At 34.1% G+C, this 14,779-nt stretch carries 14 protein-coding genes; 7 read left to right on the top strand and 7 right to left on the bottom strand.

Going from position 1 to position 14,779, the window contains the following annotated elements:
• Nucleotides 1-117 precede the first annotated feature (117 nt).
• From B6D18_RS06895 to fliR, 7 genes are read left to right on the top strand one after another with little or no spacing between them, the layout of a single operon-like run.
• On the top strand, nucleotides 118-585 hold the full coding sequence (locus B6D18_RS06895) for a flagellar basal body-associated FliL family protein (RefSeq protein ID WP_158092537.1): 468 nt from the start codon (nucleotides 118-120) through the stop codon (nucleotides 583-585).
• Nucleotides 586-590: 5 nt separating this feature from the next.
• Nucleotides 591-1,628 (top strand): flagellar motor switch protein FliM, encoded by a 1,038-nt coding sequence (fliM, locus tag B6D18_RS06890; protein WP_086363773.1) that lies wholly within the window; start codon nucleotides 591-593, stop codon nucleotides 1,626-1,628.
• Nucleotides 1,621-2,001: a flagellar motor switch protein FliN gene (gene fliN / locus B6D18_RS06885; RefSeq protein WP_371328881.1), complete on the top strand. Its 381-nt coding sequence runs from the start codon at nucleotides 1,621-1,623 to the stop codon at nucleotides 1,999-2,001. Before fliM ends, fliN begins: the two co-directional genes overlap by 8 nt.
• A gap of 19 nt (nucleotides 2,002-2,020) precedes the next feature.
• Nucleotides 2,021-2,422 (top strand): flagellar biosynthetic protein FliO, encoded by a 402-nt coding sequence (locus B6D18_RS06880; protein ID WP_086363771.1) that lies wholly within the window; start codon nucleotides 2,021-2,023, stop codon nucleotides 2,420-2,422.
• Nucleotides 2,423-2,428: 6 nt separating this feature from the next.
• Complete coding sequence (gene fliP / locus B6D18_RS06875; RefSeq protein ID WP_086363770.1) at nucleotides 2,429-3,169, top strand: flagellar type III secretion system pore protein FliP; 741 nt, start codon at nucleotides 2,429-2,431, stop codon at nucleotides 3,167-3,169.
• A gap of 21 nt (nucleotides 3,170-3,190) precedes the next feature.
• A complete protein-coding gene (gene fliQ, locus B6D18_RS06870) occupies nucleotides 3,191-3,460 on the top strand; it encodes a flagellar biosynthesis protein FliQ (RefSeq protein ID WP_034900933.1) in 270 nt (89 codons plus the stop codon).
• A 5-nt stretch (nucleotides 3,461-3,465) separates the two neighbouring features.
• Nucleotides 3,466-4,269: a flagellar biosynthetic protein FliR gene (gene fliR / locus B6D18_RS06865; RefSeq protein ID WP_086363769.1), complete on the top strand. Its 804-nt coding sequence runs from the start codon at nucleotides 3,466-3,468 to the stop codon at nucleotides 4,267-4,269.
• Between the two features lie 180 nt (nucleotides 4,270-4,449).
• On the opposite strand, the gene B6D18_RS06860 is transcribed toward fliR, so the two are convergent.
• The 7 genes from B6D18_RS06860 to B6D18_RS06830 form a co-directional block, all read right to left on the bottom strand.
• Nucleotides 4,450-5,631, bottom strand: coding sequence for a serine hydrolase (locus B6D18_RS06860; RefSeq protein WP_086363768.1), 1,182 nt, complete (start codon nucleotides 5,629-5,631; stop codon nucleotides 4,450-4,452).
• A 14-nt stretch (nucleotides 5,632-5,645) separates the two neighbouring features.
• Entirely contained in the window at nucleotides 5,646-6,752 is a 1,107-nt protein-coding gene (gene mrdB, locus B6D18_RS06855; RefSeq protein ID WP_086363767.1) for a peptidoglycan glycosyltransferase MrdB, read from the bottom strand.
• A 2-nt stretch (nucleotides 6,753-6,754) separates the two neighbouring features.
• The gene (mrdA, locus tag B6D18_RS06850; protein ID WP_086363766.1) at nucleotides 6,755-8,698 is read right to left on the bottom strand and encodes a penicillin-binding protein 2; all 1,944 of its coding nucleotides are present in this window, start codon (nucleotides 8,696-8,698) and stop codon (nucleotides 6,755-6,757) included.
• A 29-nt stretch (nucleotides 8,699-8,727) separates the two neighbouring features.
• Nucleotides 8,728-9,741: a PhoH family protein gene (locus B6D18_RS06845; RefSeq protein ID WP_086363765.1), complete on the bottom strand. Its 1,014-nt coding sequence runs from the start codon at nucleotides 9,739-9,741 to the stop codon at nucleotides 8,728-8,730.
• Between the two features lie 24 nt (nucleotides 9,742-9,765).
• Nucleotides 9,766-10,245: a zinc-ribbon domain-containing protein gene (locus B6D18_RS06840; RefSeq protein ID WP_086363764.1), complete on the bottom strand. Its 480-nt coding sequence runs from the start codon at nucleotides 10,243-10,245 to the stop codon at nucleotides 9,766-9,768.
• Between the two features lie 65 nt (nucleotides 10,246-10,310).
• The gene (miaB, locus tag B6D18_RS06835; protein ID WP_086363763.1) at nucleotides 10,311-11,738 is read right to left on the bottom strand and encodes a tRNA (N6-isopentenyl adenosine(37)-C2)-methylthiotransferase MiaB; all 1,428 of its coding nucleotides are present in this window, start codon (nucleotides 11,736-11,738) and stop codon (nucleotides 10,311-10,313) included.
• Between the two features lie 189 nt (nucleotides 11,739-11,927).
• Entirely contained in the window at nucleotides 11,928-14,759 is a 2,832-nt protein-coding gene (locus B6D18_RS06830; protein ID WP_086363762.1) for a pitrilysin family protein, read from the bottom strand.
• Nucleotides 14,760-14,779: the final 20 nt, after the last annotated feature.

Here is a 14,779-nt window from a genome sequence, read left to right as displayed (position 1 = left end):
ATTTTTATTGCCTATTCTTCCGATTAATTCTTACAGCATGATTTATTATTTGGGTAATTTTTGGTTATTTAAATAGCTAAAAATCTTTCGTTAATTTTCATTGAGACAATAATAAATATGCAAACCACCAATAAAAAAGTAAGAATTTTAAACAAAATACTTATTCTAATTACCTTACTCGCAACAGGTTCAGCAGCTTATTTATGGTTCGAAAATCAAGCTAAAAATACGACGCATACTCATCAAGAACCTCAAGTTTCATCACCGGTTTTTTTAACCTTAAAACCATTTACCATTACATTACCACCTTCTGAAGATAATTTAGATATCAATAAAATTCTATATGTTGGTATGGTATTACGCGTCGAAGATGAAGATCAAAAAACGGTACTATTAGAATATTTGCCTGAAGTAAGAAGTGATGTATTGCTGTTAACCTCAAAACAGTATGTCAATAATTTGAAAAAAGAATCTGGCAAACTCGAATTACAAGAGCAAATAAAAACAGCATTATCACGCCAATACGATGCCAAACATTCAGTAAAAATCGATGAAGTGTTATTCACTGATTTCATTATAAGGTAATTATCATGTCGGATAAGCTTCAATCTACTAGCGATAAAAGTGAATCTTTAGCTAAACATTCACCGGATAATGCTGCCAGTATTGAAAAAAATATTGTGCAAAATTATCAATCACAGCAAAGCAAACGGACTGAAGTAAAACCTTATGATATATCAGTTAAACATAGCTTTATTCCTGAACGACTAACAGCATTAGAAATAATTAATGAACGTTTTGCTCGTCAATTTCGAATTGGTTTATTTAATTTATTACGTCGTAACACGGATGTTATTACCTCGCCAATTGAGCCAAAAACATTTAAAGAATTTTCGCATATTTCGGCAACTTACCATTTAAATTTAGTTCATCTTAATCCTTTACGAGGAAGCTGCTTATTTTCTTTTTCACCAGAACTGGTATTTATTGTTGTTGATACGCTTTTTGGCGGTGATGGACATACCACCAATATGGAAACTGAAGGACGTGAATTTACTCATACCGAACAAGAGATTATTAGACGAGTATTAGATCTTGCTTTAACTACATACCAAAATTCATGGATTGACGTATACAGTATTGAAACTGAATATATTCGTTCTGAAGTTGAGAGTAAATTTACTAATATCACCAGCTCTCCCGATGATGTTGTGTTAACTTCCACCTTTTTAATTGAAATTGGTAGCTTTAAAGCAACTTTCTGCATATGCATTCCATATACAATGGTTGAACCTATCAAAGAGCTATTAATTAAACCACCGATCGAAAGTCAAACCCATCAAGATGATAATGTCTGGATGAGTTCCCTCACTAGTGGTATTAAACAATCAACGGTTGAGTTAGTCGCTAATTTTACAAATATTCAAACTACTGTTGCCAAATTATTAGCATTAAAGGTAAACGATATTTTAGATATAGAAAAACCAACCAGCTTAGATGTCACTATTGGTGGCGTACCGGTTTTAAAAGGTCAATATGGTAGTGTAAATAAACAATATGCAATTCAAGTAGAGCAAATAAGCAACCCTGTATTAGAACAATTGAATGAAGGAGTGTTCAATGAGTGATATGCCAAATAATAGTGATGATAGCCAAACAACTAATTTAACTGATGAAGAATCGGTAACAACAGAAGCTATTTTTGAAACCCTTTCGCCTCAACCGTCAGATGTAAAAGAACAAGATATTAATCTTATTTTAGATATTCCGGTTAATTTAAGTGTTGAACTAGGCCGAACCAAAATGGCCATTAAAGATCTATTAAATTTAACTCAAGGCTCAGTTATCGCCTTAGATGGTTTAGCTGGTGAGCCATTAGATATTTTAATTAACGGTTACTTAATTGCACAAGGCGAGATAGTGGTGGTGGGTGACAATTATGGTGTGCGAATTACCGATATTATTACCCCATCAGAAAGGGTACGTAGATTAAGTCGTTAATAACCTTAATGAGATAACCATGAGCGAATCAACCATAAACTCCGGTATACAAAATTTTTCGCCTATCCCTACTGAATCAAGCTTATATAGCCAACTAGGGATAACCTTTTTTAGTGTCATCGCCATTATATTAGTCTTAACATGGCTAATAAAACGAATAGGCTGGAAAAAATCTACTAAGCAATTTATTGATGTTAAAGCAATTTACAATATAAATGCCAAAGATCGTATTATGCTGGTTTATGTTGATCATCAATTACTGGTGGTCGGGGTAACAGCCCAACAAATGACTTTACTCCATACCGTCAATGAACAACGTACTGAAATGTTATTCGCTGAGCCAGCCGACGTTGAACAAAAGTCAAAAAATAATCTATTCAATCAGATATTAAGATCTGTGTTAAACAGTAAAAAGGTGTGATTAATTGTGCGGTTAAAACTTGTTATTTTATTTAGCTTATTGCTGGCTAGCCAATATAGTTATGCCGAATTATCACCGTTAACAATTGTTACCCAAACCTCACTACCAGAAGGGCAAACTTGGTCATTACCAGTTGAAACTTTAGTTTTTTTAACCCTACTAACTTTCATCCCAATTATATTGCTATCAATGACGAGTTTTACTCGTATCATTATTGTGTTAGGGCTATTACGTAGTGCACTTGGTACCCAATCAGCACCGCCTAATCAATTAATTTTGGGTATTGCCCTATTTATGACATTTTTTATTATGTCACCGACGTTGGATAAAATATATCAAGATGCTTATGTTCCCTATTCACAACAACAAATCACTATGCAACAAAGTTTGACAGAGGCAAGCAAACCACTGCGTGAATTTATGTTGAGTCAAACTCGTGAAAGTGATTTAACACTATTTGTTAATATGTCCCATACTGGTGATATTCAAACCCGTGAAGATATTCCACTACGAGTTTTAGTCCCCGCTTTTGTGGTTAGTGAACTTAAAACCGCTTTTCAAATTGGCTTTACTCTGTTTATTCCTTTTTTAGTCATTGATTTAGTTGTTGCCAGTACATTAATGGCATTAGGGATGATGATGGTACCACCAGCAACAGTATCACTACCTTTTAAAATTATGTTGTTTGTATTAGCTGATGGCTGGCATTTATTGTTAGGTTCATTAGCACAAAGCTTTTTCAGTTAACACCAACAGTAAAGGGATTATATGCCTTCTGAATATATTAGCCATTTTGCCATTCAAGCAATCAAAGTTGCCGCATCACTTGCAGGCCCTTTATTACTCGCAGCCTTAGTCACTGGGCTAATTATCAGTTTGTTACAAGCGGCAACCCAAATTAATGAAATGACCTTATCTTTTATTCCTAAGATTTTGGCGGTGGTTTTAGTATTAATCATTTTAGGCCCTTCAATGCTGACAACTATGATCGATTATATCCGACTGGTTATTACTGATATTCCTAACTTAACTAGTTAACCTTAATGGATACCGCGATTTACGATCTGTTTAATATTGATTTTTTTGCTTGGGTTCGATCAAGTTTTCTGCCTTTTACCCGTATTTTAGCGCTAATTATGGTCGCACCTATTGTTGGTGAAAAAGAGGTGCCAAATCGGTTAAAAATCGGTTTAGCAATGCTGATCGTCATTTTATTACCGTTACCAAAGTTAGACGACAACCTTAGCCTTTATTCATTACTCGGTATCTGGGTTATTGCCCAGCAAATCATGATTGGCATCATAATCGGTTTTACCATACAACTTACTTTTTTAACGGTAAGATTTGCTGGTGAATTAATTGGCATGCAAATGGGGTTAGGCATGGCGACCTTTTATGATCCTATTGGTGGACCATCCACTTCTGTACTGTCACGTTTAATTAACATTATTGCCTTGTTGATATTTCTCAGCTTAGATGGCCATCTATGGTTACTGTATGGGTTAGCTAACAGTTTTGATATTATTCCTATTAGCGTTTCACCTTTAAAGGCTAACGGTCACTTAGCCTTAATCGAAACAACCGGCCTATTATTTAGTAATGGCGTTATGTTGGCATTACCATTAATGACGTTATTGCTGATTATTAATTTGTCATTAGGGCTATTAAATAGAATTACCCCTCAGTTATCAATTTTTGTAGTTGGCTATCCGCTTACCTTATTATGTGGCTTAATGATGTTAAGTTATTTATTTTCCACCTTGCCTTCATTTGTTGAATTTATTTTAGAACAGATATTTTCAACCACTTCGCAAATTTTAATCTATCTTGCAGCCACCAATAATTAAGCCAATTAAGCTTAATAAAATTCAGAGTTATTTTTTAACAAAAAATTTTGAGGAACGGGGTTTTTTAGCCTTAACATTAAAGGTTATTAACCATGCATATAACTAATGGTTGCTTATACGAGATAATAAAAAAACCGCTGTGTAACTTTGCGTTACACAACAGTTTTAGCTAAATATAAATTAATTAAATAATTTATGGAATTGTAAGCTTATCCAATCCCAGATATTTCCAAAGAAGCCTGCTTCTTCAATATTTTCAAGGGTAACTAAAGGTTGTTCATTGATCACTTTATCATCTAATAAAAATTGAATTTTACCAACCGCAGTACCTTTGGTAATTGGTGCATAAATATAATCATCAATGGTGTATTGCACTTTAACATCAGCTGAACGGCCTTTTGGTACAGTGATATAAGTACCATTGATAGATCCTAATTTTACTTTGTTTTGATCACCATACCAAACCGAGTCTGTCACTAATGGGGCATTAGGTTTAACTGGATTAGCGGTTTCAAAGAATCGGAATCCCCAAGTGAGTAATTTTTTACTCTCTTCTTCACGACCTTTAAAGGTTCGTCCACCAAGCACGGCTGAAATTAAACGGGTATTACCATCAACTGCTGATGCAACAAGGTTATAACCAGCAGCATTCGTATGGCCGGTTTTAATACCATCTACGTTTAAAGTTGTATCCCAAAGTAAACCATTACGATTCAGTTGTGGTTTAGACAGGTTATAGGTGAACTCTTTTTCTTTATAGATAGCATATTCAGTTGGTAAGTCACGAATCAAAGCTTGACCTAATAGTGCCATATCTTTAGCTGTTGTATACTGACCTGGCGCATCAAGACCATGTACCGTTTCAAAATGGGTATGTTGCAAACCTATTTTTTTTGCATATTCATTCATTAAATTAACGAAAGCACCTTGGCTACCAGCAACATGTTCAGCCATAGCAATACATGCGTCATTACCCGATTGAATGATGATACCTTTATTCAAATCAGCAACCGAAACCGTTTTACCGACTTCTAAAAACATTAATGATGAGCCTTTTAAAATCGGGTTACCGGTTGCCCATGCATCTTTACTCACTAACACCATATCATCATTTTTAATACGGCCTGATTCTAATGCTTGACCAACAACATAACTTGTCATCATTTTAGTTAAACTTGCTGGATCGCGTTGTTGTTCAGCATTATATTGCGCTAAAACTTCGCCAGATTTAGCATCGATTAAAATATAAGCTTCTGCATCTAATTGGGGGATAGCTGGAATAGGAAATGCCAGTTCTGCTGAAGCAGAAGAACATATTGCAAGCGCCAACAAGCCAAAAGATAATTTTAATTTCTTTTTCATTTATAAAAATTCCGTTAAATGTTTTTAGATAACATGTATCGATGAGTGTGAATAGACATCATAATGCCAAAACTTGCCATTAAAACGACCAGAGAAGAGCCTCCATAACTTATTAGAGGTAATGGTACACCAACTACTGGTAAGATTCCACTGACCATACCGATATTGATAAATACATAGACAAAAAATACCAAAATCAAACCACCAGACAGTATTCGTCCAAACGTCGTTTGTGCCTGCGCAGCAATAATTAATCCACGTATAATTAAGCATAAAAACAAAACTAACAAAACAATAGAGCCAATAAAGCCAAACTCTTCAGCGATAACTGAAAAGATAAAATCTGTATGTCTTTCCGGTAAAAATTCTAGCTGAGATTGCGTACCTTCAAGCCAACCTTTACCCCATATTCCCCCCGATCCTATCGCGGTTTTCGATTGCAAGATATGATAGCCAGCACCATTAGGATCACGCTCAGGATTAAATAATGTTAATACTCGTTCACGTTGATAATCATGCATTAAATAAAACCACATAATCGGTAAAAATATGGCTATCAATATCAAAGCAACAAGAATAAATCGCCAGTTAATCCCAGCCAAAAAGATAATAAAAATACCCGACATAATAATTAAAATAGCCGTTCCTAAATCGGGTTGCATCGCCACCAATAAAGTTGGTACGCCAATAATAGCTAAAGTTTGCAAAGTTGTTTTAAGCGGTGGTGGGCAACCGTCACGATGAATAAACTTAGCTACCATTAATGGTACAGCAATCTTAGCAATTTCTGACGGTTGAAAACGAATGACGCCTAAATCTAACCAACGTTGAGCGCCTTTACTGGTATAACCGAAAATATCAACTAATAGTAATATAATAATACAGGCAATATAGAGATAAGGTGCCCACTGTTCATAGCTTCGCGGTGAAATTTGGGCAAAAACAATCATCACAAAAAAACCAAGAATTATTTGGATAACTCGTTTTTGCATCATATCTAAATTTTGGCCACTAGCACTCCATAAAATATAAAGGCTATAACCAAGTAGTAAGGTTATAAATAAGCAAAAAAGTGGATCGATATGTATTTTCTGCCAAAAAGATTTCTTAATATTATTCATAATTAATCTTCATGTCCTGTCATCGATGATGATGATGTATAATCTAATTTAGTTGAGTTATCACCCTCAAGATAATAATCCAGTATTTTACGGGCTAATGTACCACCGTTGAAACTACCACCACCGCCATTTTCAAGGACTATAGCTAACGCTATTTTCGGTTTATCATAAGGTGCAAAAGCAATAAATAAGGCATGATCACGCAAATGTTCAGGTATTTTATGGGCATCATAAGTTTCGTTTTCTCTTAAACCATAAACTTGAGCGGTACCCGACTTACCTGCTGCTTGATATTTAGCACCAACATAAATTTTACGTGCGGTACCTCGAGCACCAAACATAACTCGATGCATACCTTCTTTAGCTAATGCCCAATAGGTTGGATTAACATCAACTAAACTATTAGGTTCAACATATTTTTCGGGATCAATGGTTGGTTGGCTCTGATTAGTATTAATAATGTCACTTTTTTTATAGAGTAAAAAGTGCGGCGTAAATGTTTTACCATTATTAATTAATGTAGTTAATGCTTTAGCCATTTGCATAGGTGTGGCAGTCCAATAGCCTTGACCAATACCAACCGGAATGGTGTCACCTTGTAACCAAGCTTTTTTATAGCGCTTTAATTTCCATTCCCGACTTGGCATAACCGCACGAGCTTCTTCATTAGCCGTAATATCTATACCAGTTCGTTTACCATAACCAAACTTAGTCATCCATAAATTTAGACGATCAATACCCATATCATAAGCAACTTGATAAAAATAGGTATCAACCGATTCTTCAATTGCTCGTAATACATCAACTTGGCCATGCCCCCACTTTAGCCAATCTCGATAACGTCTTTCAGTACCGGGTAATTGCCACCAGCCGGGATCATTAACTACACTTTTCGGTGAAACGACACCTTCACTTAAAGCGGCTATAGAAATAAATGGTTTTACTGTTGAAGCCGGAGGATAAGCACCAAGTAAAGATCTATTAAATAGTGGTTTATTTGGATCATTAAGTAACTCACTATATTTTTTACTGGAAATACCATCAACAAAATCATTTGAGTCATAACTAGGACTAGACACCATTGCTAATACTTCACCATTATTGGGATCAATAGCAACAACTGATGCTTTACGACCAGCAAGCAGTGATTCGATATAGAGTTGTAATTTAAGGTTAATGGATAAATAAATATCTTCACCTGCTTGTGGCGGATGTTGTTCAAGTAAGCGAACAATACGACCTCGGCTGTTTACTTCAACCTTTTCATTACCAGCTGTACCATGTAAGACATCTTCGTAATAGCGTTCAATCCCCATTTTACCAATATTAAAAGTGGCAACATAATCTCTAGCTTTATTTTCTTCTTCTAAACGTTGTTTATCTTGAGTATTTATTTTAGATATATAGCCAAGAATATGGGTAAGTGAAGCCCCATATGGATAATATCGATGTTGAATTTTAACAATCGACACAAACGGAAAGCGATGCTGATCAACAATAAATCTGGCGATTTGTTTTTCTGTTAGATTTTCTTTTAGTGGTACGGGTCGATGAGCTCGATAATTGCGGCGTTCCTTTTGGAAGGTCTCAATATCTTCATCAGTTAAATCAACAATTGTTTTTAACTGTTCAAACTGCTCATTAAGGTTTTTGGTTTTATCAGGAACAATATTAAGTTGATAGGTAATATTATTTATCGCCAATGGCGTACCATTACGATCATAAATCATACCGCGACTAGGAGGAATAGGGATAATTTCAATACGATTGTTGTTTGATTTGGTACTGTAATAACTAAAGTTTGAAATTTGTAGATCAGCTAAGTTGGCTAATAACACAAAAATTAATAGAATAATTACTACAAATGCAAACAACGCTCTACGCAAAAATAAGTTTGTTTCTGCTGAGTGATCGCGAATATTACCCTTTTTTGTTTTACCTAAAATAGAGATAATATAACTCCTCTAAATTCTGTTTATGACTGCTGTTGTTTATGTTCTTGTTGTTCCCATTTTTCATAAGCATTAACTATTCTAGCTACCACAGGATGGCGAACGACATCTTCACTCTTGAAAAAATTAAAACTTATATCATCAACTTCGCTTAATACTTCGATAGCATGGCGTAATCCTGATTTTTGATGACGCGGCAAATCAATTTGCGTAATATCCCCAGTAATGACCGCTTTAGAATTAAAACCAATACGCGTTAAAAACATCTTCATTTGCTCAATTGTGGTGTTTTGGCTTTCATCAAGAATAATAAAGGCATCATTAAGCGTACGCCCACGCATATAGGCTAATGGGGCAACTTCAATAACACTTTTTTCTATCAGTTTTTCAACTTTTTCAAAACCAAGCATTTCAAACAAGGCATCATAAAGTGGACGTAAATAAGGATCGACTTTTTGACTCAAATCACCAGGTAAAAAACCAAGTTTTTCGCCAGCTTCAACCGCAGGACGAGTTAAAACGATACGTCTAATTTGCTGTTTTTCTAAAGCATCAACCGCTGCGGCTACCGCTAAATAGGTTTTTCCGGTACCAGCCGGACCAATACCAAAAGAAATATCATAATCTAATACATGGGCGATATATTGAGCCTGATTAGGTGTACGTGGTTTTATTACTCCACGTTTGGTTTTTATCATGACTTGCTTACTACCATGCAGATCAACATACGCAGGAAGATGCTCTTTGGCTTTTTCTAATGCACCAGATTCTTTAATGGCTAAATGTATCTGCTCTGGCTCAATATCAATAATATTATCTTTTTGTTTAGTTTGCTTATAAAGCGATTGTAATATTTCAGATGCAGCTTTTACGCAAATGGTATCACCAGTGATGGAAAATAAATTACCGCGGTGATTTATTTCAATCCCTAAACGACGTTCAAGTTGTTTAATATTGTCATCATAAGGACCACAAAGACTATTAAGTCGCTGATTATCTGCTGGCTCTAGCACGGTTTCATGGGTCGTAATATTCAAAGATAAGTCCTCTAATTATTCAGGTTAATGGCCAATACGCTCTTCACATAAAGAACATTTTTCAACACCTTTTAAAAAATCCATATGGCAATGATGACAAATCACTATATTGTCACCAACTACATTATTCACAGCACTAGTTGCTTGATTATTATCTAGCCCTTGGCTTTTCAACTTATTGATAACCATCGTGATAGGTGTACCACTTTTTAACTCTTGCTCGACATAAGATGATACTTGCTGTTCAAATGTAGGTGGAATATAAGTTAAAACATTTTCATTAAAATCAGAATTACAGTGTTGGCATTTAATATATCGACCTAAAGTTTGAAAACTAAAAATAGGAATAAAAAATAGCGTAAAATATTTGGCTACCTTTATTTGCGCATACTGATGTTGTTTTTGATCACCAGCAATATTTTGTTGTGCACAACAGTTAGGGCAATTAAATTGTCCTGTATGTTCATTAACTTCACGTCCTTTTGTGCCAAATATAATAAACACTTAATATTCCTTATTTATAAATTATCATCTTTATTATTAATTAAATTACACCACTATTTGTATAATTATGGTTGATAAATACCAACGCCTAAATTATTTTCTTTACGAGTACGAGAAATAACTGATATTGGTGATTCACTAACCCGTAGATCCATCTGATCTTCTGTTCTCACTACTTTACCACGCAATGAGTTAGGATAAACATCGGTAATTTCAACATCAACAAATTTACCAATCATATTTGGATGACCAGCAAAATTAACAATTCGATTGTTTTCAGTTCGGCCGGTTAATTCCATAAGATCTTTTTTAGATGGACCTTCAACTAAAATACGTTGTACGGTATTTAACATGCGACGACTAAATTGCATAGCTTGTTGATTGATGCGCTCTTGAAGAATATAGAGCCGTTGTTTTTTCTCTTCTTCAGAAACATTATCTTCCATTTCCGCAGCAGGCGTACCTGGACGAGCTGAATAGACAAAGCTATAACTTAAGTCAAAATTTACATCAGCGATTAATTTCATGGTTTGTTCAAAATCTTCTTGAGTTTCACCAGGGAAACCAACAATAAAATCAGAACTTATTTGAATATCAGGACGAACTTTACGTAATTTACGAATAATTGATTTATATTCAATTGCAGTATGCGTTCGTTTCATCAAATTCAATACGCGATCAGAACCACTTTGTACAGGTAAATGTAAAAAATTAACCAGTTCAGGGGTATCACGATAAACATCGATAATGTCATCTGTAAATTCAATTGGATGGCTAGTGGTAAAACGAATACGATCAATACCATCAATAGCAGCAACTAAACGTAATAATTCAGCAAAAGAACAGATATCACCATCAAAGGTTGGTCCGCGATAGGCATTTACGTTTTGCCCTAATAAATTCACTTCACGAACACCTTGTTCTGCTAACTGAGCAATTTCATAAATTACATCATCACAAGGTCTACTTACCTCTTCACCACGAGTGTAAGGTACCACACAATAAGTACAGTATTTGTTACATCCTTCCATTATGGATACAAATGCCGTTGGGCCTTCACTACGTGGTTCAGGTAGACGGTCAAATTTTTCAATTTCAGGAAAACTAACATCAACAACATGCTGACCATTACCACTGCGGATCTGTTCAATCATATCTGGCAAACGGTGAAAAGTTTGTGGTCCAAAAATAATATCAACAAAAGGCGCTCGTTTACGAATATGGGCACCTTCTTGTGACGCTACACAACCACCAACACCAATAATAATATTAGGATTATGTTGTTTTAAATTTTTCCAACGGCCTAGTTGGTGAAAAACTTTTTCTTGGGCTTTTTCTCGAATAGAACAGGTATTTAATAATAAAATATCTGCTTCTTCGGCATTTTCTGTTAAGGTTAAACCATGGGTGGATTCAAGGAGATCTGCCATTTTAGTTGAATCATATTCGTTCATTTGGCAGCCCCAAGTTTTGATATGTAATTTTTTGCTCATCAATAACTCAGCTATATTTAATTGTTAAAATGAAAACGGGTTTAAATCCGCGATTTTAGCGAGCCATATTGTAATCCTTTGTGATTGTAGGGTCTATAATAAAAATAGTAAAAGGCAATATAAAACCATAATTTATATTGCCTTGATCGTTGATTGAAAAATGAAAAATGACTAATTTTAAAAAAATAATTATTTTTCAGATTGTTGTGAAATACCATTCGGCTTTAATATTGCTGTTGATTCAATCAAACCATCATTAAAAAAGTGTTTAACTGTTTGATTAATACTTTCAACTGTTAAATCTTCAATGTAACTTTCGATATTATCAAATAAAGACATATTCTGATAAATTGACAAGCTATTTACTAATAATTTTGCTATTTGAGCATTACTGCTTTTTTGTAATTTAGCTGTTCTTAATTGAATTTTTTTATACTCAGCTAATTCTTCTTTAGTAATACCTTTTTCTATGCGTTTATCAATAATATTCTTAGTTAATTCAATTAGTTCATTATATCTATTAGGATCACAACTAAAACTAAATCGATAGACAAACTCATTAACGTAAGGGTTAATAGAAGTAATAGAGCCTATACTATATACGCCAGACTGTTTTTCTCTAATTTCAACTCTTAGATCGCGGCTTAGCACAAAATTAAAAGCTGCAAGTTGTTGTTTTATATTTTCATCATAGGATGTTGAAAGCGGCTTGTAGCGAAAATTTATCACCCGTGTATAGGGCTCTTTTTCCCCTTCAATAATAATATTGTGTTGCGAATTTAGCCGATTTAATTCTCGAGACGGTGGCAAACTAAAATCTTTGTTAATTAAACTGGCTAAATATTTTTCAGACAAATTTGATATTTCATCAAGGTTAATATTACCAACAATAATAAAAGTAAACTGACTAGGATCACCAAATAACTGTTGATCAAGTTTAAGAAACTGATTGTTATCGATAGCATCAAGTTGTTGTTGGCTAATAGGTAATGCTCGAGGATCTTGGTATCTTAATTGATAGACTGCTTGATCGTATTGCGACCGAGGTTGAATTTCTAAAGCTTTAATCTCATTTTCTTGGGACTGTTTAATGACTTTCCATATCTCTTGATTAACTTTAGTAGCATTAAACCGCTGATATATTAATTGGAAAATAGGCTCGACATTTTTATTATTTCCCGTTAAAGAGATAATCGTTTGATGATCTTGTAATATAGTATTAATGTTGGCTAGATTTTGCGCCATCCAACTTTTTAATTCTGAGGCTGAAAGATCACCCAATCCACTATTATTAACCACTTTATTAGCAAACTGCACCGCATTATAGTCGTTATCCGAAAAACTTAACGCTCCTCGTTGGCCAATAGCCATAACACTAATATTACTATCATCAAATGTTGTTGGATATACAATTACTTTAGCACCATTATTCAGTGTAAGCATTGTCGCATTATCTTTTAAATTTTCACGAAGAGTCACTTTTCCAGTAGCTGGAAATGTATTCATTAATGGTTTTTCTTGCAAATTTTGTTGATAAGCTTTTAACTCAGTTTGTCTCACTTGGTCACTTAATTGTACTAATTGCTCTGGTGTTAATGCTTTTGCTTCCATCTGTTTTGTAACAATTTGTTCATAAATTTTATCTTCGCCATGACGCAATGTTAACCAAGCTTGATTTATTTTAGTTAAATCAAGTTCTTCATACGCTTTTAATGTTAATCGATATTTATCTTTTGGCGAAATAATTGGTAAATTATATAAAGAAGCATTATTAATTCGTGAAATTAACATTTTTGCATCACGACTTTCTGGATTTTCGGCAGCATTTTTAAGATAAGATAGTTGCGTTTTTTTTAAGAGTTCAAGTTCAGGTTGAGTAAAACCAAAACGATCAATACGTTCAAGTTCTAACATTAGGCTATTAATTGCCCCTTCAAGATCGTCTTTTTTAGACACAATTCTAAAGTAAGAAGCTTGATAATCATCTCCTAGCTGGGAAATCATTGATACTCCCGATTGAGCATCCGTCAATTTACCTTCTTGAATTAAGTCATGAAAACGCTGATTAAACAGTTGGGTTAACAAACTATAAGTGGTTTGTTGAATAAATGTTTGTTCATTTTTAGCAAAAATTCGCGGATAACGATATATGATTGCAAAGCTGTTTACTGTATTTTCATCATCACTAATAACATTATAACGCACCTTATTAATGGCTGGTATTTTGTAATTTAGTGTTTTATAACTGTCGTTATTAGCAATATTTTTATTCGTTAAAGAAGAAAAAGTATCCTCAATGATCGTTTTTACATATTTGACATCAATATCACCAACTACAATAAAAGTCATATTTTGAGGTTGATACCATTTTTCATAATAATCTTTAATCCGTTGTGGCGAAACATGATTAATAGTGTTCATTAAACCTATCGGTTCACGAATCAAATGGCGGGAATCAGTTAAAGTAAAAGGATATCTTTGCATACTATTTCGCCATTTTAAACCTTGATTAGCTCGCCATTCTTCGACAATTACACCTCGCTCATCATCGACTTCCTTTGGATCAAATGTTGCTTGCGATGCCCAGTTATAAAAAATATTCATTACTTTAGAAATATTTTGTTGATTATCACTTGGCATATTAAATTGATAAACCGTTTCACTAAAGTTAGTGTAGGCATTAACATCTCGGCCAAACTTTAAGCCTAATTTTTCAAATTCTTCAATAACACTATTATTAGGATAATCACGCGTCCCATTAAACATCATATGTTCAACAAAATGAGCTATACCTCGTTGATCTTCTTCCTCTTGTAATGAACCTGAATGAATTTGTAACCAAAAATTAACTTGTCCTTTAGGGCTACTGTGAGGGTAAATAATATAGTCCATACCATTTTTTAACGAACCCCTTACTACCTTTTCATCATCAGAGATTAAATTGGCCGGTAATGAAGCCAAACAAGTTTGAAAACTTATAAAAATAATTAAACAGATCAATTGGCTGATTTTTTTTATCATTATATTTTATTCCCTTTAAA

This window comes from Gilliamella sp. A7 (genome assembly GCF_002142015.1).
Taxonomy (GTDB): domain Bacteria; phylum Pseudomonadota; class Gammaproteobacteria; order Enterobacterales; family Orbaceae; genus Gilliamella; species Gilliamella apis_A.
This window is presented reverse-complemented; position numbering and strand designations above follow the sequence as displayed.